Source organism: Promicromonospora sp. MEB111 (assembly GCF_030209445.1).
Taxonomy (GTDB): Bacteria; Actinomycetota; Actinomycetes; order Actinomycetales; family Cellulomonadaceae; genus Promicromonospora.
In genome coordinates this window covers 117,174-143,399 of the sequence record NZ_JARVSD010000014.1, presented here as the reverse complement: position 1 = coordinate 143,399, position 26,226 = coordinate 117,174, and the positions used below count along the sequence as shown (strand labels likewise).

The 26,226-nt window shown below is 71.9% G+C and carries 25 protein-coding genes, 1 pseudogene and 1 riboswitch; of the genes and pseudogenes, 13 read left to right on the top strand and 13 right to left on the bottom strand.

Annotation, left to right across the window (positions count from 1 at the left end):
• Position 1: 1 nt before the first annotated feature.
• Together QRN56_RS17930 and QRN56_RS17925 are read right to left on the bottom strand one after the other, a co-directional pair.
• On the bottom strand, positions 2–1,255 hold the full coding sequence (locus tag QRN56_RS17930; RefSeq protein WP_285105500.1) for an MFS transporter: 1,254 nt from the start codon (positions 1,253–1,255) through the stop codon (positions 2–4).
• 61 nt (positions 1,256–1,316) lie between these two features.
• Positions 1,317–2,207, bottom strand: coding sequence for an aldo/keto reductase (locus tag QRN56_RS17925; RefSeq protein WP_285105499.1), 891 nt, complete (start codon positions 2,205–2,207; stop codon positions 1,317–1,319).
• 158 nt (positions 2,208–2,365) lie between these two features.
• On the opposite strand from QRN56_RS17925, the gene QRN56_RS17920 reads away from it, so the two are divergent.
• Entirely contained in the window at positions 2,366–2,815 is a 450-nt protein-coding gene (locus tag QRN56_RS17920; RefSeq protein ID WP_285105497.1) for a MarR family winged helix-turn-helix transcriptional regulator, read from the top strand.
• A gap of 172 nt (positions 2,816–2,987) precedes the next feature.
• Here QRN56_RS17920 and ehuA read toward each other — a convergent pair whose 3' ends face one another.
• The 4 genes from ehuA to QRN56_RS17900 are packed head-to-tail and all read right to left on the bottom strand — an operon-like array spanning position 2,988 to position 6,070.
• A complete protein-coding gene (gene ehuA, locus QRN56_RS17915; RefSeq protein WP_285105495.1) occupies positions 2,988–3,767 on the bottom strand; it encodes an ectoine/hydroxyectoine ABC transporter ATP-binding protein EhuA in 780 nt (259 codons plus the stop codon).
• A complete protein-coding gene (gene ehuD, locus QRN56_RS17910; protein ID WP_285105492.1) occupies positions 3,760–4,401 on the bottom strand; it encodes an ectoine/hydroxyectoine ABC transporter permease subunit EhuD in 642 nt (213 codons plus the stop codon). The genes ehuA and ehuD overlap by 8 nt, the downstream gene beginning before the upstream one ends.
• Positions 4,398–5,120 carry an ectoine/hydroxyectoine ABC transporter permease subunit EhuC gene (gene ehuC, locus QRN56_RS17905; RefSeq protein WP_285105490.1) on the bottom strand — a complete coding sequence of 241 codons (723 nt, stop codon included), beginning with the start codon at positions 5,118–5,120 and terminating at the stop codon, positions 4,398–4,400. The genes ehuD and ehuC overlap by 4 nt, the downstream gene beginning before the upstream one ends.
• 20 nt (positions 5,121–5,140) lie before the next feature.
• On the bottom strand, positions 5,141–6,070 hold the full coding sequence (locus QRN56_RS17900) for a transporter substrate-binding domain-containing protein (protein ID WP_285105488.1): 930 nt from the start codon (positions 6,068–6,070) through the stop codon (positions 5,141–5,143).
• Between the two features lie 247 nt (positions 6,071–6,317).
• Here QRN56_RS17900 and QRN56_RS17895 point away from each other — a divergent pair, with 247 nt between their 5' ends.
• Entirely contained in the window at positions 6,318–7,085 is a 768-nt protein-coding gene (locus tag QRN56_RS17895; protein ID WP_285105486.1) for a GntR family transcriptional regulator, read from the top strand.
• Positions 7,086–7,136: 51 nt separating this feature from the next.
• Here the strand turns inward: QRN56_RS17895 and QRN56_RS17890 are convergent, their stop codons facing one another.
• Positions 7,137–8,390 carry an ROK family transcriptional regulator gene (locus tag QRN56_RS17890; protein ID WP_285105485.1) on the bottom strand — a complete coding sequence of 418 codons (1,254 nt, stop codon included), beginning with the start codon at positions 8,388–8,390 and terminating at the stop codon, positions 7,137–7,139.
• A 90-nt stretch (positions 8,391–8,480) separates the two neighbouring features.
• On the opposite strand from QRN56_RS17890, the gene xylA reads away from it, so the two are divergent.
• Positions 8,481–9,635, top strand: coding sequence for a xylose isomerase (xylA, locus tag QRN56_RS17885; RefSeq protein WP_132235710.1), 1,155 nt, complete (start codon positions 8,481–8,483; stop codon positions 9,633–9,635).
• A 146-nt stretch (positions 9,636–9,781) separates the two neighbouring features.
• Positions 9,782–11,272: a xylulokinase gene (gene xylB, locus QRN56_RS17880; RefSeq protein WP_285105483.1), complete on the top strand. Its 1,491-nt coding sequence runs from the start codon at positions 9,782–9,784 to the stop codon at positions 11,270–11,272.
• Between the two features lie 22 nt (positions 11,273–11,294).
• Here xylB and QRN56_RS17875 read toward each other — a convergent pair whose 3' ends face one another.
• Genes QRN56_RS17875 through QRN56_RS17865 form a run of 3 tightly spaced genes read right to left on the bottom strand, consistent with a single transcriptional unit; the run spans position 11,295 to position 13,252 of the window.
• Complete coding sequence (locus QRN56_RS17875) at positions 11,295–11,810, bottom strand: dihydrofolate reductase (RefSeq protein ID WP_285105481.1); 516 nt, start codon at positions 11,808–11,810, stop codon at positions 11,295–11,297.
• On the bottom strand, positions 11,810–12,613 hold the full coding sequence (locus QRN56_RS17870; RefSeq protein ID WP_285105479.1) for a thymidylate synthase: 804 nt from the start codon (positions 12,611–12,613) through the stop codon (positions 11,810–11,812). The genes QRN56_RS17875 and QRN56_RS17870 overlap by 1 nt, the downstream gene beginning before the upstream one ends.
• Positions 12,614–12,664: 51 nt before the next feature.
• The gene (locus tag QRN56_RS17865) at positions 12,665–13,252 is read right to left on the bottom strand and encodes a hypothetical protein (protein WP_285105478.1); all 588 of its coding nucleotides are present in this window, start codon (positions 13,250–13,252) and stop codon (positions 12,665–12,667) included.
• A gap of 167 nt (positions 13,253–13,419) precedes the next feature.
• Between QRN56_RS17865 and QRN56_RS17860 the strand changes: the two genes are divergently transcribed.
• The 4 genes and pseudogenes from QRN56_RS17860 (at position 13,420) to QRN56_RS17845 (ending at position 17,612) form a co-directional block, all read left to right on the top strand.
• Positions 13,420–13,899, top strand: a complete 480-nt coding sequence (locus QRN56_RS17860; RefSeq protein ID WP_285105476.1) for an OsmC family protein — start codon at positions 13,420–13,422, stop codon at positions 13,897–13,899.
• Position 13,900: 1 nt separating this feature from the next.
• Positions 13,901–14,680, top strand: a complete 780-nt coding sequence (locus QRN56_RS17855; RefSeq protein WP_285105475.1) for a hypothetical protein — start codon at positions 13,901–13,903, stop codon at positions 14,678–14,680.
• An 87-nt stretch (positions 14,681–14,767) separates the two neighbouring features.
• Positions 14,768–15,967 (top strand): annotated as a pseudogene (gene rocD, locus QRN56_RS17850) (ornithine--oxo-acid transaminase); the annotation flags it as partial.
• Positions 15,968–16,331: 364 nt separating this feature from the next.
• Positions 16,332–17,612 (top strand): aspartate aminotransferase type Ic, encoded by a 1,281-nt coding sequence (locus tag QRN56_RS17845; protein WP_285105473.1) that lies wholly within the window; start codon positions 16,332–16,334, stop codon positions 17,610–17,612.
• 81 nt (positions 17,613–17,693) lie between these two features.
• On the opposite strand, the gene QRN56_RS17840 is transcribed toward QRN56_RS17845, so the two are convergent.
• The 3 genes from QRN56_RS17840 to QRN56_RS17830 all read right to left on the bottom strand — a co-directional run bounded on the left by QRN56_RS17840 (position 17,694) and on the right by QRN56_RS17830 (position 20,684).
• Entirely contained in the window at positions 17,694–18,674 is a 981-nt protein-coding gene (locus tag QRN56_RS17840; RefSeq protein ID WP_285105471.1) for a universal stress protein, read from the bottom strand.
• A 163-nt stretch (positions 18,675–18,837) separates the two neighbouring features.
• Positions 18,838–19,482, bottom strand: a complete 645-nt coding sequence (locus QRN56_RS17835) for a C40 family peptidase (RefSeq protein WP_350224584.1) — start codon at positions 19,480–19,482, stop codon at positions 18,838–18,840.
• A gap of 152 nt (positions 19,483–19,634) precedes the next feature.
• Positions 19,635–19,827, bottom strand: a riboswitch (cyclic di-AMP (ydaO/yuaA leader).
• 140 nt (positions 19,828–19,967) lie between these two features.
• Positions 19,968–20,684, bottom strand: coding sequence for an iron-dependent transcriptional repressor DtxR (locus QRN56_RS17830; RefSeq protein ID WP_285105905.1), 717 nt, complete (start codon positions 20,682–20,684; stop codon positions 19,968–19,970).
• Positions 20,685–20,766: 82 nt separating this feature from the next.
• Between QRN56_RS17830 and serC the strand changes: the two genes are divergently transcribed.
• The 5 genes from serC (at position 20,767) to QRN56_RS17805 (ending at position 26,217) form a co-directional block, all read left to right on the top strand.
• Entirely contained in the window at positions 20,767–21,876 is a 1,110-nt protein-coding gene (serC, locus tag QRN56_RS17825; protein ID WP_285105469.1) for a phosphoserine transaminase, read from the top strand.
• Positions 21,877–21,995: 119 nt separating this feature from the next.
• Positions 21,996–22,847, top strand: a complete 852-nt coding sequence (locus QRN56_RS17820) for an MHYT domain-containing protein (RefSeq protein ID WP_285105466.1) — start codon at positions 21,996–21,998, stop codon at positions 22,845–22,847.
• Positions 22,848–23,054: 207 nt separating this feature from the next.
• Positions 23,055–23,510 carry a MarR family winged helix-turn-helix transcriptional regulator gene (locus QRN56_RS17815; RefSeq protein WP_285105464.1) on the top strand — a complete coding sequence of 152 codons (456 nt, stop codon included), beginning with the start codon at positions 23,055–23,057 and terminating at the stop codon, positions 23,508–23,510.
• Positions 23,507–24,814 carry an MFS transporter gene (locus QRN56_RS17810; protein ID WP_285105463.1) on the top strand — a complete coding sequence of 436 codons (1,308 nt, stop codon included), beginning with the start codon at positions 23,507–23,509 and terminating at the stop codon, positions 24,812–24,814. The genes QRN56_RS17815 and QRN56_RS17810 overlap by 4 nt, the downstream gene beginning before the upstream one ends.
• Before the next feature lie 374 nt (positions 24,815–25,188).
• Entirely contained in the window at positions 25,189–26,217 is a 1,029-nt protein-coding gene (locus QRN56_RS17805) for a putative endonuclease domain-containing protein (protein WP_285105461.1), read from the top strand.
• The last annotated feature ends 9 nt before the right edge of the window (positions 26,218–26,226 follow it).

Genomic DNA, 26,226 nt, shown 5'->3' with positions numbered 1-26,226 from the left:
TCTACTCGACGAGCTGCCCGGTGGGTACCGCCGGGCGCTCGTCGCCCACGACCTCGCGGCGTGCCGCCGCGCGCTCGCCGCGCTCCCCGCCCCCGACCAGCACGGCCACCACCATGACCGCCAGCCCGGCCAGAGTCACGACGGCGCCCGCCCACAGCGGCGACGTGTACCCGAGCCCCGCGGCGAGCGTCAGCCCGCCCACCCAGGCGCCGAACGCGTTCCCGATGTTGAACGCGGCGATGTTCGCGCCGGACGCGAGGGTCGGGGCCGCAGCCGCGTGGCGCATGACCCGCATCTGCAGGCCCGGCACCGTCGCGAAGCCGACGGCGCCCATGAGCACCAGGCTGATCATGGTCGCGACCTGGCTGGTGGCGGTCAGCGCGAAGACCGCAAGGACCACGGTGAGCAGCACGAGCAGGGTGAGCAGGGTGGCCCCGAGGTTGCGGTCCGCGGCCTTGCCGCCCACCAGGTTGCCCACGAACAGACCCGCCCCGAACAGGATGAGCAGCCACGGCACGGTCGAGCTCGCGAACCCGCTGACCTCGGTGAGCGTGAACGCGATGTAGGTGAACGCGCCGAACATGCCGCCGTAGCCGAGCACCGTCACGGCGATGGACAGCCAGACCTGCGGCGCCCGGAAGGCCGCGAGCTCGCCGCGCAGGCCGGGACCGGCCTGCCCGCTCGGCCCCGCGACGCCGTCGGGCACCCCGACGCGCGCCGGGACCAGGAGCGCGATGCCCACGAAGGCGAGCACGCCGATGCCGGTGATCGCCCAGAAGGTCGAGCGCCAGCCGGCCGCCTGGCCGAGCAGGGTGCCGAACGGGACACCGAGCACGTTGGCGACGGTCAGGCCGGCGAACATGATCGAGATGGCGGCGGCGCGGCGGTCCCGGGCGACCAGGTCGGCCGCGACCACGGCGCCGATGCCGAAGAACGCACCGTGACACAGCGCCGCGACAACCCGGCCGAGCATCATCAGCTCGTAGGTCGGCGCGATCGCGGACACCAGGTTCCCCGCGATGAACAGGATCATCAGGCCGAGCAGGGCCTTCTTGCGGTCCACCCGGGTGAGGGCCGCCGTGAGGCCGACCGCGCCGACCGCGACGGACAGCGCGTAGCCGGAGATGAGATAGCCGGCGACGGTCTCGGTGACGCCGAAGTCGGCGGAGACCTCGGGCAGCAGGCCCATGATGACGAACTCGGTGAGGCCGATCCCGAAGCCCCCGATGGCGAGGGCCCAGAGGGCGACAGGCATGACAGTGCTCCTTGAGGTGCGGGTGGTGTGGGGTGACCGGCTCGTGCCGGCGGGGGGTTCGTCAGCCGTCGAAGCGGTCCGGGTGCGGGCCGGTACGGCCGTCCCGGTCGAGGGCGTCGATCGCCGCGACCTGCTCTGCGGTGAGCTCGAACCCGAGCACGTCGAGGTTCGACGCGATGCGGGCCGGCGTGACCGACTTGGGGATCACGACGGTGCCGTGCTGCAGGTGCCAGCGCAGGACCACCTGCGCGGCGGAGACGCCGTGCGCCTCGGCGGCGTCGGTCACGGGAGCCTCGTCGAGCACGGCGCCCTGCGCGAGCGGGCTCCACGCCTCCGTGACGACGCCCAGCCCCGCGTGGTGGGCGCGCAGCTCGCGCTGCTGCAGGGCAGGGTGCAGCTCCACCTGGTTGACGACGGGGCGCACGCCGGTGGCCGCGACGATCGCGTCCAGGTGTGCGGGCTGGAAGTTCGAGACGCCGATCTCGCGGACCAGGCCGGCCTCGCGGGCCTCGATCAGCCCCTCCCAGGCGGCCACGTACCGGCCGAGGCCCGGAGCGGGCCAGTGGATCAGGTACAGGTCGAGGGCGTCCAGCCCGAGCAGCTCCAGGCTGCGCTCGAGGGCCGGCCGCACGGCGTCGCGCGCCATCGAGTCGGTCCACAGCTTGCTGGTGACGAACAGGTCGTCGCGGGCCAGTCCGGACTCCGCGAGGGCGCGGCCCACGCCCGCCTCGTTGCCGTAGACGGCGGCGGTGTCGACGCTGCGGTAGCCGGCCTCCAGCGCGTGGCCGACGGCGCGGGTGGTCTCGGCGTCGGGCACCTGGAAGACGCCGAACCCGACCTGCGGCATGGTCGCGCCGGCGTGGGCGGCGTTCGGGAGCACGACGGCGGGGGTGGCCGCGGCTGCGACGGCGGGGGTGGCCGCGGAGGCGCGGGTCTCGACGGGGGATGACATGAGGGCTCCTTGCTGTTCTCCGAACGGTGCCCGCTGTGCGTACGCGGACACCTGGCGGACGCGTTTAGTTGCACGCGCCTCCTAGATAGTTGCACGCGCGCACTAGTTGCACAAGCGCTATAGTTGGGGACAGGAATCACGCCCGACGAGGAGGGCCCATGGGAATCGCCGACGACGCCGTCGAGATCCGTGCCCAGGGCTGGCGAACGCTCGCCGCACTGCACGGCATGATCGACACCGCGCTCGAACGCGCGCTGCAGGCCGAGCACGGCCTGTCCGTGGTGGAGTACACGGTGCTGGACGCACTGTCCCGCCAGGACGGCTGGCACATGCGCATGCAGCAGCTCGGCCGCGCGACCGCGCTCTCGCCGAGCGCCACGACGCGCCTGGTCAACCGCCTGGAGGACCGCGCACTGCTCACGCGCGTCCTGTGCCAGGACGACCGCCGCGGCATCTACACCGAGCTCACCGCGGCCGGGGAGAAGCTGCTGCTCGCCGCGCGCCCCACGCACGACCGAGCGCTGCACGAGGCCCTGCAGGAGGCGGAGCAGGTGCCGGAGCTGGCCGGGCTCGTGGGCACGCTGGGCGGCGTGGGCGCGGGGGTCTGACCGGGCTGGGAGACGACTGGGCGACTGACTCGCCGCGCGGAATGCGCCGAGTCAGTCGCCCGGTCGGACTACCCACCTGATTCGGCACGCTCAAGGTGGCGAGTCAGTGGGGTGGTCGGCCTAACCCACTGACTCGGTGGTCGAGGTGTGGCGAGTCAGGTGGCCGGTCCGGTCAGAGGACCGCGCGGAGGAACTCCTGGGTCCGTTCGTGCTCCGGGGACGTGAAGATCGACTCCGGGTCGGCCTCCTCGATGATCTTGCCGCCGTCGAACATCAGCACCCGGTTGGAGACCTCCCGGGCGAACTGCATCTCGTGCGTGACGATCAGCATGGTGATGTCCGTGGTCTCGGCGATGTTCCGGAGCACCCCGAGCACGTCGGCCACGAGCTCCGGGTCCAGCGCGGAGGTCACCTCGTCCAGGAGCAGGATCTCCGGCTCCATGGCCAGGGCCCGCGCGATGGCGACCCGCTGCTGCTGCCCGCCGGACAGCTGGGTGCACCGGGCGTCCCGCTTGTCGGCCAGCCCCACCTTCTCGAGCAGGTCCTCGGCCCGGGCGACCGCCTGGGCCCTGGAGATGCCGAGCACATGGACGGGCGCCTCGATGATGTTCTCCAGCACCGACATGTTGGGGAACAGGTTGAACTGCTGGAAGACCATCCCGACGCGGCGCCGCACGAGGCTGCGCCGCTTCTCCGGGATCGCGACGCGCCTTCCGCCACGGATCTCGTGCGTGTACGGCTGCCCGTCCACGAGGATCAGGCCGTCGTTCGCCTCCTCCAGCGTCATGAGCAGGCGCAGGATGGTGGTCTTGCCGGAGCCCGACGGCCCGATCAGCGTGACGCGGTCGCCCTTGGCGACCGTGAAGTCCAGGCCGTCGAGCACCACGTTGTCCCCGAAGCGCTTGCCGACGCCCTGGAACTCGATGGCAGGGGTGAGGTCGTTGTCAGGCAAGGCGGTTCTCCATTCGGCGGACGAGCAGCGAGGTCGGGTAGCTCACCAGCAGGAAGAGCAGGCCGGCGAGCGTGATCGCCTCGATGTAGCGGAAGTTCGCGCCGCCGTAGGCCTGGGCGGCGGCGTACATCTCGACCACGTAGATGAAGGCCAGGAACGGCGTCTCCTTGAACATCGAGATCGCGTAGTTCCCCAGGCCGGGCAGCGTGTTCCGGATCGCCTGCGGCAGGATCACCGCACGCCAGGTGCGGCTCCTCGGCAGGTCGAGCGCGACCGCCGCCTCCCACTGGCCGCCCGGCACCGCGTCGATGCCGGCCCGGTAGACCTCCGACATGTACGTGGCGTAGTGGATGCCGAGCACCACGCAGCCGACGGCGAGCGACGGGAACTGCGTGAACATCAGGTTGGCGAACACCAGCTGCACCAGCAGCGGCGTGGACCGGATGAACTCGACCAGGAAGCCGACCGGCATGGTGACGGCGCGGACGCGGGACCGGCGCACGACGGCGACGACGAGCCCCAGGACCGCGGCGATGATCATGCCCACCACGGTCGCCAGGACGGTGATGCCCAGGCCCTTGAGCAGGTCGGGGAGCACCGCGGCGGCGTGGTCCCAGCTCCAGAGGTCGTTCATGAGCGCACCTCCGTCCCGGTGGTCCTCACGGGGGTCAGACGCAGGATCTCGCGCAGCGACGGTCCCTGACCGACCTTGTTCTTGGCGCGGGCCTCGAGCGCGTTCATGATCAGCGTCAGCGCGTAGGCGAACACGAAGTAGAGCAGCAGGCCCACCGTGTAGGCGAACACCGTGTCCGTCGTGCCCTTGCGCAGCTCCCCGATGAAGAAGTTGAGGTCGTGCAGCGTGATGTAGGCCGCCAGGGCCGAACCCTTGACGAGCTGGATCAGCAGGTTGGTGAACATGGGCATCATCAGCGGCCAGGCCTGCGGCAGGATCACGCGGCGCAGCCGGTGCACACCACCCAGGTCGAGCGCCGTGGCCGCCTCCCACTGCCCGGTGGGCACGGAGTTGATCGAGCCGCGCACCACCTCGGCGGCGTAGGCGCCGTAGTTGAGGCCGAGGGCGAGGATGCCGCAGGCCAGCGGGTCGAGCTCCACGTAGAACGGCGGGAGCGGCAGCACGTAGTACAGCCAGAAGATCTGCACCACGAGCGAGGTGCCGCGGAAGAACTCCACGACCACCCGGGACGGCACCCGCGCCCACCTGGTCCGGGCCCGCGAGCCCAGCCCGAGGATGAACGCGATGATCAGGGCGAGTGCCGCACCGGCGATCGTGAGCTCGAGAGTGACGAGAATCCCTTCGCCGAGCTGCGGCAGCAGGTCGACGAGCTCTTGCATGTTGTCGGACACGTGCCGGGTCAGCCGTCCAGGCCGAGCTCCGGGGCCAGGTCCTTGGCCAGCGACTCGAGGTCGCCCTCACAGAGCTTCTCGGCGGTCAGGCCCTCGACGGGACGCTCGGCGGCGGTGAAGCCGAACGGGCCTGCGATCTCCATCCAGCGGTCCTCGTCGGAGACGATCTCGGCGAGCTTCTCGTTGTAGGCGTCGCGGAGGTCCTCCTCCCCCTTCGGGAAGACCGTGGCACCCGCACCGATCTGCGGCACGCCGTCGATGACGGCGACGAAGGAGTCGGTGACCTCGACGTCGGCCTTCGAGCGGGCCACCAGCGCGTTGAGCGAGATGGCGGTCAGCGCCGACGCGTCGGCGCGGCCCGAGGTGACGGCGTCGAGCGCGTCCTGCGGCGAGCCGACCTTGACCGTCTCGATCCCGAGGGACGTGGTGTAGCCCTCCTCGATGGCGCCGCTGAGCACGGCGAGCTTCACGCCGGCGTCCTTGGCGGACTGCATGTCCGTCAGGTTGTCGGGGTTGCCTGTCGGCGTCAGGAACGCGGTCGTGTACATGATCTCGGGCTCGGAGAAGATGGCCTCGGAGCAGCGCTCGGGGAGGATCGACATCCCCGCGCTCACAGCGTCGTACCGGCCCGCGGTCAGGCCGGGGATGAGCGAGTTCCACTCCGTCTGCACGCCCTCGACGGTGTCGATGCCGAGCTCGCCGAAGATCGCCTCGTTCAGCTTGATGGTGGCTCCGGTCAGCTCGCCGCCGTCCTCGTAGGAGTACGGCTCCTCACCGTTGAACGCGACGGTGATGGCACCGTCGTCCTGGAGCTGCTGCAGGGCGCCACCGGCATCCTCCGGGGCTGTCGACGTGCACGCGCCCAGCGCGACCAGGGTGAGTACGGACCCTGCGGCGAGGACGGCCCGGCGGAGCGGGCGGACGCTTGATCTAGACATGGTTCCCTTCACGCCACCCGGCGGACATGGCAAAGACCGGGTGGGCTGGAGTTCACGGACGACTCGCCACCGTAGCGGGATGGCGACGTTCAGACAATCTAGTGTTCGACATTAGGATTGTCTACAATCTGCAAGTTCACCCGGCCGGCGCCACCCCTGCTACCGCCGTGGCCACACAGATGTCCGCGCACCGGCGATGATGGTCGTCATCGACGTCATCGACGTTGCGCCCACGGAAGGAGCACCGATGTCCCACCCGCCACGGGCCACCCTGGCGACCGCGCCGTCCTTCTCGCGTGTGACGCGTCCCTCGACCGTCGACCTGATCCAGACCGAGCTGCGCAACGCCGTGTACGCGGGCGTGCTCGCCGTCGGCTCGCCGATCCGGGAGGTCGAGGTCGCGACCCAGCTCGGCGTGAGCCGCGGCCCGCTGCGGGAGGCCGCCCAGCGCCTGGTCCAGGAGGGACTGCTGGTCGCGACCCCGGGGCGCGGCATGCGTGTGGCGACCATCTCCCGGGAGCGGCTCCCGGCCCTCTACGAGGCCCGCAAGTCGGTGGAGATCACTGCGGCGCGCCTGCTCGTCCGGTCCGGGAACGACGACGCCCTGGCGACCGTGCGCCGCGCCCACGACGAGCTCGTGGGCGCGGACCGCACGGGCGACGCACGCCGCGTCGGCGGCGCCGACCTGAACCTGCACTGGGCGCTCGTCGCCGCGACGGGCAACCCCTGGCTCACCCGCTGGATGACCACCCTCATCGTCGAGGTGCGGATGGCCACGTTCTCCGTGAGCGACGAGTACGTGGTGCGCAAGGACACGGCCGACGCGCACGCCGTGATCGTCGAGCGGCTGGAGGCGCGGGACGAGGACGGCCTGGTCACGGTCATCACCGAGATGCTCGACGGCGCCGTCGCCCGGCTGCTGGGCCGCGAGGACGAGCCGGTCGAGACGCTGGAGGAGCCCGCCGACGCGCCGGCGATCACGCTCGGCCCGATCGACGCCCCGGACGAGATGTAACCGCTGGTCGGACCTGCGCCAGGCCCGCCACGGCCCGGCGGCGGCCCCGCGTCAGACCCAGGCGGCCGGGTCCGCGAGCACCGCGCGCAGCACCTCGCGCGCGCCGCCCGTGAGCGCGGCCTGCGGGCCGGCCTGCGCAGCCCGCACCTCCAGGTCGACGAACGGCGCGGCGAGCACGCGGTCGGCGAGCACGGCCTCGACGTCGGCGCGGAGCCACGGCAGCAGCTCGGTGTAGGCGCCGCCCAGCACGATGGTGGACACGTCGAGCAGGTTCACGAAGTCCGCGAGCGCCGAGCCGAGGGCGCGGCCGGCGGGCAGGGCTGCGGCGGCGGACCCAGCGCGCGCGACGACGCCGGAACCGCCGCGGGCGGCGGCGTCCCGCTCGGTGAGCAGGGCGACGAGCGCGGCGAGCGGGGCGTCCGTCGGTAGGCCGGCCGCGCGCATCATCGCCTCCTTGCCGGCGTACTGCTCCAGGCAGCCGAACGCGCCGCAGGAGCAGCGCGGCCCGGCGGGGTCGACGACGACATGCCCGATCTCGCCGTTCCAGCCCCGCTCCCCCAGGAAGAGCGCCCGGTCGACGACGATGGCGGCGCCGATGCCGACATCGCCCGAGACGAAGACGAACGAGTCCGGCGCCGCGACGTCGGAGCCGCCGGCGAGCTCCGCGAGCGCCGCGAGCTTGGCCTCGTTGGCGATGCGGACGGGCAGGTCGCCGAGGCCGAGCGGCGGGACCGGGTCGAGCGTGGACCAGCCCAGGTTGGGCGCGACCTCGAGCAGGCCGGTGCGAGGGTCCACCAGGCCGGGCAGGGCGAGCCGCGCGCCGGCGACGGTCATGCCGGAGGCGGCGACGCCGTCGGACACCTCGCGGGCGAGCTCGCCGAGCCGCCGCAGCACCACGGCCGGGTCGCTGTCGTGGAGCGCGCCCGGGACCACGCGGTCGACCACGACGTCGCCGGTGAGATCGAGCACACGCGCGCCGAGGTAGTCGACGTTCACCTCGAGCCCGAGGCCCACCACGGACCGCGGCGCCGGGACCAGCGGGACGGCGGGCCGTCCGGCCCGGCCGCCGGTCACGGCGGGCAGCTCGCGGACGAGCCGGGCGGCCACGAGCTGGTCCACCAGCGTGGACACCGTGGCGCGAGCCAGACCGGTCGCGGCGGCCACCCCCGCGCGCGAGAGTGGTTCCGGCCCCTCGAACACGGCGCGGGCGACGAGCTCCAGGTTGTGCTCGCGCAGGGAGTGCTGGCGGGCCGCGGCGGGGCCCGTCCGCGTCGTGGTCTCGTGTGCGGTCCCGGCGGTGGTCACGCCTTGACTCTAGCCGAGGCCCGCGTAATAGTTCATCCGTACAACAAATGCGGCGCCGCATGCCGGGGCCGCCCTCGATGAGGAGACCCCGTGAGCGACATCAAGTACTCGTTCGGCCTGTGGACCGTCGGCTGGCCCGCCGCCGACCCCTTCGGTACGGCGACCCGCCCCGAGCTGGACCCGGCCGAGTCGGTCCGCAAGCTCGCCGACCTCGGTGCCTGGGGCTTCACGTTCCACGACAACGACGTCTACCCCTTCGGCTCGGACGACGCCGAGCGCCAGAAGCACATCGACTCCGTCAAGAAGGCCTCCGCCGACACCGGCCTGGTCTGCGAGATGGTCACCACCAACACGTTCACGCACCCCGTCTTCAAGGACGGCGCGTTCACGTCCAACAACCGCGACGTGCGCCGCTTCGGCCTGCGCAAGGTGCTGCGCAACGTCGACCTGGCCGCCGACATGGGCGCGTCCACGTTCGTCATGTGGGGTGGCCGCGAGGGTACCGAGTACGACAACTCGAAGGACCTCAACGCCGCGCACGCGCGCTACGCCGAGGGCATCGACACCGTCGCCTCGTACATCAAGGAGAAGGGCTACGGGCTCAAGATCGCCCTGGAGCCCAAGCCCAACGAGCCGCGCGGCGACATCTTCCTGCCGACGATCGGTCACGCCATCGCGCTGATCGACTCGCTCGACAACGCCGACATCGTGGGCCTCAACCCCGAGGTGGGCCACGAGCAGATGGCCGGCCTGAACTACACGCACGGCATCGCCCTGGCGCTGCACGTGGGCAAGCTGTTCCACATCGACCTCAACGGTCAGCACGGCCCCAAGTACGACCAGGACCTCGTGTTCGGCCACGGTGACCTGCTCTCCGCGTTCTTCACGGTGGACCTGCTGGAGAACGGCTTCCCGAACGGCGGCCCCCGCTACGAGGGCCCGCGCCACTTCGACTACAAGCCCTCGCGCACCGAGTACCTCGACGGCGTGTGGGAGTCGGCCGCGGCCAACATGAAGACGTACGACCTGCTCGCCGCCAAGGCGAAGCAGTACCGCGAGGACCCCGAGGTCCAGGCCGCCTTCGAGCACGCCGGGATCTTCGAGCTCGGCCAGTCGACGCTGGCCGAGGGCGAGTCGTTCGACTCCTTCCTCGCCGAGGCCGACCCCGACGTCGACGCCCTGGCCGAGCGGGACTACGGCCTGGTCCGTCTGCACCAGCTCGCCCTGAACCACCTGATCGGCTGACCCGCCCCGTCCCCGCACGTGTCAGACGTACAGGTCACCCGGGTGACCTGTGCGTCTGACACGTGCGGGGACGGTCCGGCGCCTGAACCCAGCGCGGTAGCGTGTCAGTCGCCTCTCCCCCTCACGAACCACCTCCTGGAGCACCGATGCCCCTCGTCGCCGGTGTGGACACGTCCACGCAGTCCTGCAAGATCGTCGTGCGCGACGCCGAGACCGGAGCGCTGGTCCGGACCGGCTCCGCCAAGCACCCGGACGGCACGGAGGTGGACCCGCGGCGCTGGTGGGACGCCTTCCAGGAGGCGGCGGCCGCCGCGGGCGGCCTGGCCGACGTCGCGGCCCTGTCCGTGGGCGGCCAGCAGCACGGCATGGTCACGCTCGACGCCGACGGCAACGTCGTCCGGCCGGCGCTGCTGTGGAACGACAACCGCTCCGCTCCGTCGGCCGAGGCCCTGATCACCGAGCTGGGCGACGGCGACCGCGCGGCGGGCGCCCAGGCCTGGGCCGACGCCGTCGGCTCGGTGCTCGTCGCCTCCCTCACCGTCACCAAGCTGCGCTGGCTGCACGACAACGAGCCGGAGAACGCGGCGCGCGTCGCCGCCGTCGCGCTCCCCCACGACTGGCTGTCCTGGCGCATCGCGGGGTACGGGCCCGCGGGCGACCCGACGGCGCCGCTGGGGCCGCAGCTCGACAAGCTGTTCACGGACCGCTCGGACGCCTCGGGCACCGGGTACTACGACGCCGCCGTCGGCGAGTACCGCGCCGACCTGCTCGAACGTGCCCTGGGCCGCACCGACGTGGTGCTGCCGCGCGTCGTCGGCGCGGCCGAGGCCGGCGCTGTGGCGCACCCGTCCGTCGCGGGCTCCGACGTCGACGGCGGCGCCCTCATCGGGCCCGGCGCGGGCGACAACGCCGGCGCGTCCCTCGGGCTCGGCATGACGCCGGGCGACATCGCCATCTCGATCGGCACGTCGGGCGTCGTCTCCGCCGTCGCCCCCAAGCGCACCGCCGACGGTTCCGGCGCTATCAACGGCTTCGCCGACGCGACCGGCAACGCGCTCATGCTCGCCGTCACGCTCAACGCGGCGCGCGTGCTCGACGCGGCCCGCGAGGTGCTCGGCGTCGACTTCGACGAGCTGGCCGGGCTCGCGCTCCAGGCCCCGCCCGGCTCCGACGGCCTCGTGCTCGTGCCGTACCTGGAGGGCGAGCGCACGCCCAACCGGCCCGACGCGACCGGCACGCTGCACGGCATCCGCCTGGCCACGTCGACCCGCTCCCACCTGGCCCGCGCCTACATCGAGGGCATGCTGTGCGGGCTCGCGGACGGCCTCGACGCGCTGCGGGCGCAGGGTGTCTCGGTGGAGCGCGTGATGCTGATCGGTGGGGCGGCCCAGTCCCCCGCCGTGCAGCAGATCGCCCCGCAGGTCTTCGGGCTCCCCATCGGTATCCCCGAGCCGGGCGAGTACGTGGCCGACGGCGCCGCGCGTCAGGCGGCCTGGACGCTCGCGGCATCCTCCGCCGCGGACGGCTCGGCCGACGTCGCGCCCCCCGCCTGGTCGACGACGATCGCGACGACCCTCGCGGCCGACCCGAAGCCGGTCGTGCGCGAGCAGTACGCGGCGGTCCGCGACCTGGTCTGACCTGCTCGTCCGCCGCGCGGGGCTACCCCGCGCGGCGGTAGGTCAGGTGCCGGAACCGCAGCCCGGAGGACGACGTCGTCCAGTCCGTCGCGGCGGCGACCGACCACTCCGGGCCGATCTCCGGGGCGTAGACGTCGCCCTCGACCTCCGTGTTGATCTCGCTGACCTCCAGGACGTCGGCGACAGGCATCGCCTCGTGGTAGACCTGCGACCCGCCGATCACCCAGATCTCGTCCCCGCCGGGTGCGTCGGCGGCCACCGTGAGCGCCTCGCCGAGCGTCCCGGCCGCCACGACGCCGTCGGCGGCGTCCGGCACCCCGTGGGCACCGCGCGACGAGACCACGATGTTGGTCCGGCCGGGCAGGGGCCGCTTGGGCAGCGACTCCCACGTGAGCCGGCCCATCACCACGGGGTGTCCCGCCGTCGTCCGCTTGAAGTGCGCGAAGTCCTCCGGCACGTGCCACGGGATGTCGCCGCCCGCGCCGATGACGGACCGGCCTGCGGCGTCGCGCGCCTGTCCCCAGATGAGCCCGATCATCAGACGGCGATCGGGGCCTTGATGGTGGGGTGCGACACGTAGCCCAGCACCTCGACGTCCTCGAACTCGTAGTCGAAGATCGAGTCGCGCGGGGCCAGCCGCAGCGACGGGTACGGGTACGGGTCGCGCGCGAGCTGCGTCTCGACCTGCTCCACGTGGTTGTCGTAGATGTGCACGTCGCCGCCGGTCCACACGAACTCGCCGACGTCGAGGCCGGTCTGCGCCGCGACCATGTGCGTGAGCAGCGCGTAGGAGGCGATGTTGAACGGCACCCCGAGGAACAGGTCCGCCGAGCGCTGGTAGAGCTGGCAGCTCAGCTTGCCGTCGGCCACGTAGAACTGGAACAGGGCGTGGCACGGCGGCAGGGCCATGTCGTCCACCTCGGCCGGGTTCCAGGCCGTGACGACGTGCCGCCGCGAGTCCGGGTTGGTGCGGATCTGCTCGACGACCTTCGCGATCTGGTCCACGTGCCCGCCGTCGGGCGTGGGCCAGGAGCGCCACTGGACGCCGTACACCGGGCCCAGCTCGCCGGACTCGTCGGCCCAGTCGTCCCAGATCTTCACGCCGCGCTCCTGCAGCCAGTGCACGTTGGAGTCGCCGCGCAGGAACCACAGCAGCTCGTACACGACCGACTTGAGGTGCACGCGCTTGGTGGTGATCAGCGGGAACCCCTGCGCCAGGTCGTACCGGATCTGCCGCCCGAACACGCTGCGCGTGCCCGTGCCGGTCCGGTCGCCCTTGCGGGTCCCGGTGGCGAGCACGTCGCGGAGCAGGTCCTCGTACGGGGTGTCGATCTCGGTCATGGGGGCAAGCCTACGTCCGCCCCTCGCGCGAGCCCCGGAGACCTGCCGCCGTCAGCCCTGCTGCGCCCGCAGCTCCTTGATGTGGGCCCCGCGCCGTCGGTAGAGCACGGTCATCGTCACGATCACGAGCGCCACCACGCCACCTGCCACCGCGCCCCACGCCGACCCCCCGCGGAACGCGGGACCGTCCACGTCGAGGATCCGCTCGCCGGCGTGCGCCGCCTTGGAGGTGCCCAGCACGATGCCCAGGGTCAGCAGGTTCGGCACGGCGAACACGACCGCCGCCGCGAGGTACCCGCCGCGCACCTGCCACGACCGCCTGGTGAGCACCGCCTGCGCGAGGAACAGCACCGGGACCAGCGTGAACACGGCGCCGATCACCAGCCCCCACCAGGCGCCCGCGGCGAACGACCCGTCCACGGCGTTGCCGATCACCTGCGCCCACCAGCGCGGCAGGAACGCGTCGAGGAACAGGTAGATCAGCCACACGGCCAGGACCACACCCGCCACACCGAGCAGCCGCTTCACGACGTCCCGCCAGTCCGGCGTCCACAGGACCTTCCCGCCCTCCGGCGTCGTGCTCCCGCTGTCCGACGCCGGGCCGGGCGCAGCCGGCGTCCCGCTCACGTTCTCCCCCATCGCAGAATCGTCGCAGCGCAGGGGTGGATCTGCGCGGCGAGCGGGCCGGTCCGCGCGGCGAGCGGGAACGTCGCGGACGCCGTTCGCGTTGACCACGAGGCGACCGACCGGGACGCGCTGCGCCCAGCTCCGTGACCGTGTCGGTGACCAGTGGAAGGATTACCCCCATGACGGAGCAGACCACGACCCCGGACGCCGCGCGCACCGAGGACGCCGTGACCCCCTCGCCCACCGACCCGCTGTGGGTGGAGCGCAACGGCACACGGACGTACACGGGCTTCTCCGCCCGCGGTGCCCGCGTCGAGATCGGGCCGGCGAGCGCCGGCGCGGTGTTCACGCCGGGCGAGCTGCTGAAGATCGCGCTCGCGGCGTGCGCCGGGATGAGCAGCGACCGTGCGTTCTCGCGCCGTCTGGGTGACGACTACAAGACCACCATCCGGGTCGAGGACCCGAAGGACATGGCCGAGGACCGGTACCCGGTGCTCACCGAGAAGTTCGAGATCGACCTGTCCGCCCTCGACGACGAGGACCGGGCAAAGCTCCTGACGATCGCCCAGCGATCGATCGACAAGGCATGCACGGTGGGCCGCACGCTCAAGGCGGGCGCCCAGATCCCGGACGCGCAGTTCAACCAGCCGGAGGGCTGACATGACCGACGACAAGAAGCTGACCGCGGCCGAGTCCAACGGCCGGGCGACGCCGGGCGACGCCCTGGTCAAGCCGGACGACTCGCTGCAGGTCACCAAGGCGGACTGGCTCAACTACAAACCGGACGGGCCGCTGGACCACCTGGTCGACCGGGCGGTGACCATCCCGTCGGCGACCATCCACAAGCATGTGGACAAGGTGCGCGCCAGGAACCCCGACGCCTCACCGGCAGAGATCATCCGGCTGCTGGAGAAGGAGTACCTGCGGGTCATCCAGACCACGGGCAGCGCGGTGGGCGCGGCCGCCGCGATCCCGGCGGTCGGCACGGCCGCGAGCGTCGCGCTGTCGACGAGCGACGTGGCGACGTTCTTCGCGTCGTCCGCGGCGTTCTCGCTCGCGGTGGCCGACGTGCACGGGATCGACGTGCAGGACGTCCCACGCCGGCGGGCGCTGCTGCTCGCCACGGTGCTCGGTGACAAGGGCGCGAAGGACGTCGAGGACGCGATCGGCGGGTCGGGCGTCGCGTGGGGCAAGGTGCTGCTCACGAGCATGCCGCGCGGCACGCTGCAGCGCGTGAACAAGGCGCTGACGCACCAGTTCATCAAGAAGCAGATCGCCAAGCAGGGCAGCCTGCTGCTCGGCCGCATCCTGCCGTTCGGCATCGGCGCCGTGGTCGGCCTGATCGGAGCACGCGCGCTCGGCCACACCGTGATCGCGCAGTCCCGCGCCGCGTTCGGTCCCCCGCCGGAGCGGTTCCCCCGCGTCATCGAGCAGAGATAGGCCGTCGCCGGGGCGCCGCGCGGTCCGGGTTGTCAATATCCGCGAGCGGACCGGCAGGATCCCGGGACCCGACCTAGGCTGCGGGTCATGGCGGACACGACGCACGGCGCACTCGCCCCGACGTACCACCCCCTGCCGGTCACGATCGCGCGGGCGCACGGTACACACGTATGGGACACCGACGGCAACGAGTTCCTCGACTTCCTGTCGGGGTACTCGGCCCTGAACTTCGGGCACCTGCACCAAGGACTGGTGGCGGCTGCGATGACGCAGCTGCGCCAGGTCACGCTCACGTCCCGTGCGTTCGACCACGACCGGCTCGAGGAGTTCGCCCAGCGGCTCGTCGAGGTCGTGGGGCCGCTGACGACCGGCGGCGAGGACAGCCTCGTGGTGCCGATGAACACCGGCGCCGAGGCCGTGGAGACCGCGATCAAGGCGGTCCGCAAGTGGGGCTACGACGTGCGCGGCGTGCCCGCGGACCAGGCGACGATCGTGGTCGCCGGCGGCAACTTCCACGGCCGCACCACCACGCTGGTCGGCCTGTCGGACGACCCGGTCGCCCGCGACGGGTTCGGCCCGTTCGCCCCGGGCTTCGTCCGGGTGCCGTTCGGCGACCTGGCCGCGGTGGCCGACGCCGTGGACGACACGACGGTGGCCGTGCTGATGGAGCCGGTGCAGGGCGAGGCCGGTGTGGTGGTGCCGCCGGACGACTTCTGGCCGGGCCTGCGCGCCCTCACCGCGGAGAAGAACATCGCCCTGGTCGCCGACGAGATCCAGTCGGGCCTCGGCCGCACCGGCACCACCCTGGCCTGTGAGCTCTGGGACGTGCAGCCGGACCTGGTCTGTCTGGGCAAGGCGCTGGGCGGCGGAATCGTCCCGGTCTCGGCGGTGGTCGGCAAGCCGGAGATCCTGGGCGTCCTGACGCCCGGCACGCACGGGTCGACGTTCGGCGGCAACCCGCTGGCGTGCGCGGTCGGCGTCGCGGCCCTCGACCTGCTCTCGACGGGGCAGTACCAGGCGCGCGCGGCGGCGTCGGGCCGGGTGCTCAAGGAGCGGCTCGACGCGCTCGTGGACCAGGGCCTGCTGACCGGGGCGCGCTGCGTGGGGCTCTGGGCGGGGATCGACGTGGACCCGTCGCTCGGCACGGGCCGCGAGCTGTGCGAGGCCCTGCTGGAGCGCGGCGTCCTCGCGAAGGACACGCACGACGCGACGATCCGCCTGTCGCCGCCGCTGTCGATCGTGCAGCCCGAGCTGGAGATGGCGCTGGACATCCTGGAGGAGTCCCTGGTGGCGCTGCGGGACGGCGGCCCCGACGGCGGCTCGGGCGAGGGTTCCGACGACGACGGCTCGGACGGCGAGGCCCACGCGGAGGAGCCGGTCCAGGACGCGGAGGAGCCGGCGGCCCAGGACGGGGACGAGCGGGTCCAGGACGCCGAGGAGCCGGTCCAGGACGCCGAGAAGCCGGCGGCCGCAGAGCGGCAGAAGGACGAGGGTCCGGCGGAACCCGAGGAGCCGGCGACGGCCGATGCCGCCGTCGAAACCACCCCGTCCACAGACACGGCGGACATCCCGGACGAGAAGCCGGCCCCGCCGCGCAAGCGACGCCGGTCCAGGCTGTCACCGGCCGCCGGCTGAGCGTAGGCTCCCGGGGGTGACCACTACGACGTCGTCCCACAACACCGCAACACTGCCCGCACTCGCGGAGCTCCAGCAGGCGTACGCCGAGCTTCAGGCCAAGGGCCTGAAGTTGGATCTCACGCGCGGTAAGCCGTCGGCCGAGCAGCTCGATCTCGCCGAGCCGATGCTGGCCCTGCCCGGCGTCGGCGTGCACGCCGACGAGTCCGGCACGGACACGCGCAACTACGGCGGGCTGGACGGCGGCATCACGATCCGCCGCATCTTCGCCGAGCTCCTCGACGTACCCGTCGAGCAGCTCCTCGCGGGCGGGAACGCCTCGCTCACGTCCATGCACGACGTCGTCGCCTTCGCGGAGCTGTTCGGCTTCCCCGACTCGCCGAAGCCCTGGTCACGCGAGGAGAAGGTGCGCTGGATCTGCCCGGTGCCGGGCTACGACCGGCACTTCACGATCTGCGAGGCGTTCGGCATCGAGATGATCCCCGTCCCGATGACGGCGGACGGCCCGGACGCCGAGGCCGTGGCCGCGCTCGTCGCCGCGGACCCCACCATCAAGGGCATGTGGGTGGTCCCCACCTACTCCAACCCGGACGGCGCGGTCATCAGCGCCGAGGTCGCCCGCGCGCTGGTCTCCATGCCCGCGGCCGCGCCGGACTTCCGGATCCTGTGGGACAACGCGTACGCGGTGCACCACCTGACCGACGACGAGGTGACCAGCCCGAACGCCATCGCACTGGCCGCCGAGGCCGGCCACCCGGACCGCGTGCTCCTGTTCGCGTCCACGTCCAAGATCACGTTCGCGGGCGCGGGTGTCGCATTCCTGGGCAGCTCGCCGGCCAACATCGCCTGGTTCAAGAAGCACCTGTCGGTCGCCTCGATCGGCCCCGACAAGATCAACCACCTGCGGCACGCGATGTTCTTCGGCTCGGCCGACGGCGTGCGCGAGCACATGCGCAAGCACCGCGCGATCCTGGCGCCCAAGTTCGAGGCCGTGGTCGAGATCCTGACCGAGCGGCTGGGCGGCTACGGCATCGCGTCGTGGACCGAGCCCAAGGGCGGCTACTTCGTGTCGCTCGACGTCGCGCCGGGCACGGCGGCCCGCGTGGTCCAGCTCGCCAAGGCGGCCGGGATCGCCCTGACCCCCGCCGGCGCCACCCACCCGTACGGCAAGGACCCGCAGGACAAGAACGTGCGCCTGGCGCCGTCGATGCCCCCGCTGGACGAGGTCCGCACGGCGATGGACGGCGTCGCGACCTGCGTGCTCCTCGCGGCCGCCGAGGCCGCGCACCAGGCCTGACCCACCGGCCCGCCGACGTGTCAGACCCTCAGGTCACCCGGGTGACCTGAGGGTCTGACACGTTCCGGGACACCGCGCGGGTCAGTCCGGGCAGTGCTTGTTCACCACGAGCACCGGGCACGCCGCGTGGTGCAGCACGGCCTGGCTCGTCGAGCCCAGCAGCAGCCCGCGGAAGCCGCCGCGACCGCGCGAGCCGACGACCACGAGGTCCGACGCCGTCGAGAACTCCGTCAGCAGCTCGGCGCCCGTGCCGTCGAGCACGATCCGCCGGATCCGCAGCCCGGGGTTCTGCGCCTCGTACCGGTCGATCAGCACGTCCATGCCGGCCCCGATGTCGGCCAGCACCTGCTCCCGGTCGATCGAGGACGGCAGCCACGCCAGCATCCCGGCGTTGCCCACGGGCACGCCCGTGACGGCGGTCAGCTCCGCACCCCACGCGTTGGCCTGCACGATCGCGTGCTGCAGCGCCCGCTCGGCCTGCGGCGACCCGTCCACGCCGACGACGATGCGGCGCACCTCCCGGATCTCGGCGACCCCGCCCGCCTCGGCGTCCAGGGCGGCCGGCGCACCGGCCGGCTCGTCCGCCGCGAGGTCCGGCGGCGTCCAGGAGACGCCGCGGTTGGTCTCGGCGCGCAGCGGCACCACCACCACCGGGCACTTCGCGTGCGCGGGGAGCGCGGACGACACCGTGCCCAGCAGCCGCTCCGTGAACCCGCCCCGGCCCCGGGTCCCGACCACGGCGAGCCCGTAGTCGGCGGACAGCTCCACGAGCACGCCCGCGGCGTCACCGGTCGCGACCTCCGTGGTGGCGCGGACCCCCGCGTCGGCCACGCGGTTCTCCGCCTCGACCAGGACCGCCTTCGCGCCCTCCTGGATCGTGGTGTCGTCCAGGGCGGCGTATCCGCCGTCGAGCGACGCGGCGGTGAACGACGGCAGTGAGTAGCTGCACACGATGTGCAGCGCCCAGCCCACGCGGTGCGCGTAGGCGGTAGCCCAGTCCAGCGCGTGCAGACTCGCGGCCGATCCGTCCACCCCGACCAGTACGACCTCGGATCGTGTCATCGCCAGTCCTTTCCTCAGCAGTGCATCTTTGCCCTCCAACGCTACCGGCGGGGCGCGGTCCACGGGTATCCGGAGGCAAAAAGACGGCAGAAAGATGGCAAAGCAGAGCGCCCGCCCGGATCTCCCCGGACAGGCGCTCTGCTGCGGTACTGCGTGGCTGCGATCAGCCCAGGCGGATGAACGTGGGGTTCGACTGCCAGATGGTGCGGAAGTCGACCACGGTGCCCGGCTTGGACGCGTCGATCATGGTGTTGCCACCGGCGTAGATCGAGACGTGACCGGGGGTCCACATCAGGTCGCCCGGCTGGGCCTGCGACGCCGGCACCTGGGTGCCGTAGCCGGCCTGCGCCGACGACGAGTGCGGCAGCGAGATGCCGAGCTGCGCGAAGACGTACGAGGTAAAGCCCGAGCAGTCGAAACCACTCGGGCTGGAGCCGCCGGAGACGTACGGGACGCCGATGTAGCGGCTGGCGATGGAGATCACGGAGTTGCCGATCGCCGACGCCGGGACGTCGACGGACGAGGAGGCGGTCGACACCGCGGTGGCCGCGGCCTCTGCTGCCTCGGCGGCGGCCGCCTCAGCGGCCTCCTCGGCTTCCTGGGCGGCGAGCTCGGCCTGGTAGTCCTTGTTGTCGGCGGCGGAGACCACCGAGACGGCGGACTTCTCGACGCTCAGCTCGGCGTCGGGCGCGACGGTCACGACAGGGGCGTTCGACAGGGACTCGCGAGCCTGGGACGTCAGCGCGTTGAGGTCCACCGAGTTCATCTTGGCGTGGCCGGTCTCCATCGGAGCGGCCTGCGCTGCCATCGCGCCACCAAAGGTGGAAACAAGAAGCCCACCGGCTGCTGCGACGACGGCGGTACGACGACCGACGGCGGCGTTCTGAGCAAGCTCGGTGAGCGGAGTCACGGGGCGCCGCGCAGCACGATGGCGTGCGCGGGTGGTACGTGCGGTCACGTAGTACCTCTCCTTGTACGCCTTCGAGGTCAGCTGTCGGGTTCGGGTGGGAGAAATCACCCGGCCGTGCACTCCCGAAGGATTACCCGGCTTCACCCCGAGGACGCACCCTGGCGCCCGATGGTGGGTCCCCCGCCTCTGTCATGCGGTCGTCTTGGGGCCCCGGCCGGTGACAGAGTTCGGCGTCCGTCCGGAGACTCCCTCGGAATAAACTCCGCGGGAGCGATCCGAACGTACCCGACGTCACCCCCGATGTCACGTTCCGGCAACGAATGTCATGGCGTGTCGGGAACGTGGCCTCACCTTTCCGACAAAGCGGGTGGTTCGGGACACCCTCAGGAGGTCGCGACGAAGAGGTGTCGCGCCAGGTCCTCGCCCAGCTCGAGCGCCGTCCCGGCGCCGTCGACCGTCACGGTGTACGTACCGTCGGTGAGCTCCGCCGTGATCCGCGAGCCGGGCACGAGACCGGCGTCGGACAGCCGGGCCAGCAGCTCGACGTCCGTCTGCAGGGGCTCCGCGATGCGGGTCAGGGACGCCGCGAGCGGCTCACCCTTCACGCCCTTCTTGGCCGCGGCCTCGAAGGCGGACGGCAGCGAGATCACGCCGGCCAGGAACGGCACGTCCGTGTAGGCCTCGCCCAGCTCGGACAGGCCGGGGATCGGGTTGCCGTAGGGGTCGTGGTGCGGGTGGTCCAGCAGGCCCACGAGCCGCTTCTCCACGAGGTCGCTCATCACGTGCTCCCAGCGGCAGGCCTCGACGTGCACGTGCTCCCAGTCGAGCTTGATCACGTCGGTCAGCAGGCGCTCCGCGAGGCGGTGCTTGCGCATCACGCGCATCGCCTTGTCGTGCCCGAGCTCGGTGAGCTCCAGGTGGCGGTCGCCGGTCACGATCACGAGCCCGTCGCGCTCCATGCGCGCGACCGTCTGCGACACCGTCGGACCGGAGTGCCCCAGGCGCTCCGCGATGCGCGCGCGCAGGGGGGTGATGCCCTCCTCGTCGAGCTCGTAGATCGTCTTGAGGTACATCTCGGTGGTGTCGATCAGATCCGTCACGTCAGCTCCCGTCATGCGCGCAGCCGTCCAGTCGCCCTGGGCTCGGCGCCCCGGGCGTCGGCCCAGGTTCTAGTCTAGTTCTGTGCCACTGACAATCCCGACACACCTGTTGCCCACCGACGGCCGTTTCGGCTCAGGCCCCTCCAAGGTGCGCCCGGGACAGGTCGATCATCTCGTGGCGAACGCCCACGTGCTCGGTACCTCGCACCGGCAGGCGCCCGTCAAGGATGTGGTCCGCCGCATTCGCGAGGGTGTCACGGAGCTGCTCGGCGCGCCCGACGGGTACGAGGTGGCCCTCGGCAACGGCGGCTCCACCGCTTTCTGGGACGTCGCCACGCTGTGCCTCGTGGAGCGCAAGGCGCAGCACGCGTCCTTCGGTGAGTTCGGCGCCAAGTTCGCCACCGCCACGTCGCGGGCCCCCTTCCTCGAGCCGTCCCAGGTGATCGACGCGGAGCCGGGCACGGTCGCCTACCTCGAGCCCGCCGACGACGTCGACACCTACGCCACCCCGCACAACGAGACCTCCACGGGGGCGATGGCCCCGGTGCTGCGCCCGTCCGGGCCGGACGGCGCCGTCGTGCTCACGGACGGGACGTCCGGGGCGGGCGCGCTGCCGGTGGACCTGCGCCAGACCGATGCCTACTACTTCGCCCCGCAGAAGGTGTTCGCGGCCGACGGCGGGCTGTGGCTGGCGGTCCTCTCCCCCGCGGCCGTCGAGCGCGCGGCGCGGATCGAGGCGTCGGGCCGCTGGGTGCCGGAGTTCCTGTCCCTCACCACCGCGATCCAGAACTCGCGCCTGGACCAGACCCTGAACACGCCGGCCATCGCGACGCTGCTGCTCCTGGCCGACCAGGTGGAGTGGCTCCTGCAACAGGGCGGGCTGGAGTGGTCGGTGAAGCGCTGCGCGACGTCGGCCGAGACCCTCTACTCCTGGGCCGACGCGCGGCCGTGGGCGACGCCGTTCGTGCGGCGCCCGGAGGAGCGGTCCACGGTGGTCGGGACCATCGATCTGGCCGACGAGATCGACGCCGGACGGGTACTCTCCGAGCTACGCGCCAACGGCGTCCAGGACGTGTTCGCCTACCGGAAGCTCGGGCGCAACCAGCTCCGCGTCGGCATGTACCCCGCCGTCGAGCCCGACGACGTCGCCGCGCTCACCGCGTGCGTCGACTATCTCGTCGAACGCTTCTGACCAGCCCGATCACGTCCGCAATACCCCTTCGACGGGGAGTTCTGCCTATTGTCCGGTACACGGGGACTCTGTAACGTTTCCGCAACAGAGGGAACCATTCTGAGGGGCTGTTCAACAAGATGCCAGTGATCGACCACTTCACCTTCGGGATCGTGACGCCCATCCTGGCGTTCGCGATCTCGTGCACCGGCGCAGCGACGGGCCTTGCGTGCACGTCCCGAGCCCGAGCGGCTTCGGGCGGCGCGCGTGCGGCGTGGCTCGTCTTCGGCGCCATCGCCCTGGGCGGTACCGGGATCTGGGTGATGCATTTCGTCGCCATGCTCGGTTTCTCCGCCTCCGGCGTGACCATCCGGTACAACATCCCTGAGACCCTCCTCAGCGCGGCGATCGCGATCATCGTGGTCGGCGCCGGCCTGTTCATCACCGAGCTGGGCAAGCGAAAGCTGCCGGCGATGCTCGTCGGCGGCGCGCTCGCCGGTTCCGGCGTCGCCGCCATGCACTACATGGGCATGGAAGCGATGGAGATGTCCGCCCAGGTCGTCTACAACCCGGTCTACGTCATCGCGTCGGTCGCCATCGCGATCGTCGCGGCGACCGCCGCGCTGTGGTGCACGGTCCACATCCGCGGCACGCTCGCGACCATCGTGGCCACCCTGGTGATGGGGATCGCGGTGACCGGCATGCACTACACGGGCATGGCCGGCGTCTCCGTGGTCAACCCCGTCAGCACCGTCCCCGCGGGCGCGTCCACGATGCAGCTGCTCGTGCCGCTCGTGATGGCGGTCAGCGTCGTGACGTTCCTCCTCATCCTCGGGATCGGCCTGTGGCCCACCGAGGACGAGCTGCGCACGCAGGCCGAGTTCGAGAACCGGCTCAAGGTGCACAGCGAGCAGGGGCAGCGGTTCGAGAGCGTGCAGCAGGAGCTCCAGCCGAGCGTCGCACAGTTCGCGCAGTCCAACCGCGCGCGCTGACCCTCGGCCGTTCCGGCCTCGGAGCGCCCGCCCCCGCACGGGGTCGGGCGCTTCGTCGTTCCCGGCTGTGTGCGGCGTGCCGCTCCGGCGCCGGGCGGCGCGTCTTTCCGCCGCCGGGGGGGCGCGCTCTTCCGCCGCCAGGCGGCGCCGTCGGACGCCGGTGATGTGACCGCACCCACGTACCGTTAGCAAGGCTAATGATCTAGAATGACGTGGGTGCCGTCGAGCTCCCGCAGGTCCAGCCGAAGCCCGGCGACCGTCGGGGGCGACCTCCGCGTCGCCCTCACCCGAGTGTCCCGTCGCCTGCGCGCCGAGCGCGGCGAGGCCGACCTTCCCGAGGGGCAGTTCGGGATCCTGACCGTGCTGCACAAGCACGGCGAGATGTCTCCCGGCTCCCTCGCCGAGCACGAGCGCGTCCGGCCGCCGTCGATGACCCGAGCAGTGAACACCCTGGCTGAGCTCGGCCTCGTCGAGAAGGTGGAGCACGCGACCGACAAGCGACAGGTCGTCGTCCGCCTCACCGCGGCGGGCGAACGTGAGGTCGCCGAGACCCGGCGTCGTCGTGACGCCTGGCTCACCAAACAGCTGTCCACACTGACCGTAGAGGAGAGAGAGATCCTTGCAGGAGCCAGCGAGCTCCTGATCCGGATCGCCGCTCGATGAGCGCAACCTTCGCCAGCCTTAAATACCGTAACTATCGTCTCTGGTTCGCCAGCGCTCTCGTCGCCAACATCGGCACCTGGATGCAGCGCGTGGCGCAGGACTGGGTCGTCCTGACCGTCCTGACCAACAACTCCGGCGTCGCCGTGGGCATCGTCACCGCGCTGCAGTTCATCCCGCACATCTTCCTGTCCGCGTGGGCCGGCCTGCTGGCCGACCGCGTCGACCGCCGCAAGCTCCTGATGCTCACGCAGGGCGGCATGGGCGTACTGGGCCTCGGGCTCGGTGCGCTGGTGCTGTCCGGCGCGGCCGAGCTGTGGCACGTGTACGTGTTCGCCGCCCTGCTGGGTGTGGTGAGCGCCATCGACGGACCCGTGCGGCAGACCTTCGTCGCCGAGCTCGTGCCGACCAAGCGGCTCGCGAACGCCGTCGGGCTCAACTCGACGAACTTCAACGCCGCGCGCCTCATCGGTCCCGGTGTGGCGGGCCTGCTCATCGCCGCCGTCGGCACGGGATGGGTGTTCGTCATCAACGGCATCGCGTTCGGTGCCGTGATCCTGGCCCTGACCCGGATGCGTGACCTGCGGGTCCAGCCCACCGCCTCGCGCGCCAAGGGGCAGATCCGCGAAGGGCTCGCCTACATCCGCGGGCGCAGCGACATCGTGGTGATCATGGTCGTGATGGGCGTGGTCTCCACGTTCGGACTGAACTTCCAGCTCACGTCGGCCATGATGGCGCGCGTCGAGTTCGGGCGGGGCGCCGGCGAGTACGGGATCCTCGGGTCCGTGCTGGCCATCGGCTCGCTCGCGGGCGCGCTCCTGGCGGCCCGGCGGGAGCGGCCGCGCGTGCGGCTCGTGCTCGGCGCGGCGTTCGCCTTCGCGATCGCCATGGGGATCCAGGCCGTCATGCCGACCTACCTCGGTTACCTGATCATGTGCATCCCCGTCGGCTTCGCGTCACTCACCATGCTGACGTCGGCCAACGCGGCGATCCAGCTCTCGGTGGCACCCGAGATGCGGGGTCGCGTCATGTCGATCTACATGATGGTGCTGCTCGGCACCACGCCGCTGGGCTCGCCCGTCGTCGGCTGGATCGGCGAGACGTTCGGCCCGCGGTACGCGGTGCTCATCGGGGCCGTGGCGACCCTGCTGGTCGCGGCGGTCGCGACCGTCTGGGCGTACCGGACGTGGCACGTGCGCGTCCGCGCGCGGCTCTCCCGCGAGCACCGCATCCCGCGCCCGTACCTCCAGGTGGACTACCCGCCCCTGGCGGACCCGGCCCCGGAGCGGCAGGCCCTGGCGGCCTAGCTCTCCCCGGCGCCGCCGCCACTCTGCGGATGCGGCGCGACAAAGTGCGCTTCTACCCAGTCATCGGGCCCGTAATCACGCTGATTCCGGGCCCAATGACTGGGTAGAAGCGCATTTTCATTGGGCGGGGCCGGCGACGATCGGGACAGCGGCGGGGTTGGCGGGCTCAGCGGGACCGCTGGCTCGGCGGGTCGGCGGGGGGCGAGACCGCGGACCGCGTCGGCGAGTCGGCGGAGACATCGGCGGGTCGGCGGGGACCTGGGGGACGGGGGTCACAGCGGCCGAGCGCGACCACAGGGGGCTCTTTTCAGCAGTTGTGCACAGGTGGGCCGGGTGACCCCGGCCGCAGGGGCCCGCGCTGGTGAAGTGGGTCCATGCCGAAGACCTTCGTGATCCCGCGAGCCGCCGAGACGCTCCTGCGCCGGCAGGCCGGCCTCCTGTCCACGGTCCAGTGCGAGGAACTCGGCATCAGCCGAGAGGTCCGGCGCCGTCTGGTCGGGCAGGTCCGCTGGACCAGCCCCGCGCGCGGTGTGTACGACAGCGATCCGGTGCCGCTCGGCAGCAGGGTCAGGAACGACTGGTTCGACCACTCCGCACGATGGCGGACCTGGTTCGCGCTGCTCGTGCACGGGCCGGACGCCGTCGCCACCGGCTGCTGCGCGCTCGTGCTGCACGGCGTCTCCGGGCTGCCGCGCGACTCTCCGCTGGAGGTCGCGCGCGAGGACCGGTCGCCCCGGCGCACGCGGCACGGCGTCGCCGTCGTGGACTACGCGACGTTCCCGACTGTGCGGATCGGCGACCGGTCGGTCGCCCGGATCGACCATGCCGCGGCGCAGGCGCTCCGGAGACTCCCCCGCCAGAATGCCCTTGCCGTGCTCGACGACCTCGCTCGCCGGCACGGGTTCACCCCGACCCGTCTCGCTGAGCTGCATGACCTGGTCCGACGCCGGCACGGGAGTGCCCAGCTCCACGAGCTCTTCGGGCTGGTCGACCCACGCTCGGAGTCCGTTGCCGAATCGGCGGCGCGACTGTCGTTCCACGACAACGGGGTGCCCCCGGACGACCTCCAGGTGCGCATCATGACGGGCGGCAAGGTCGTCGCGCGCGTCGACTTCGTCTGGCGGCTCCCCGACGGGCGCTGGCTGGTCGTCGAGATCGACGGCGTCGGGCCGCACAGCACCGAGCAGGCCCTGGTCCGGGACGCCCCGCGCCAGAACCAGCTCCTGGCCGCCGGACAGATGATCATGCTGCGCTTCCGGCCCGTTGAGAACGATCGACCGGGTGGTATCGGCGCGCAGGTCGCGAAGGTACTCGCCCGACACCGCTGGCAACCGGGCCGGTACGCAGCCGCGGGCACCCCGGTGAATCTGCCAACCCCAGCCCCGATCCCGGCGCCAAGCTGAAAGGTGCGC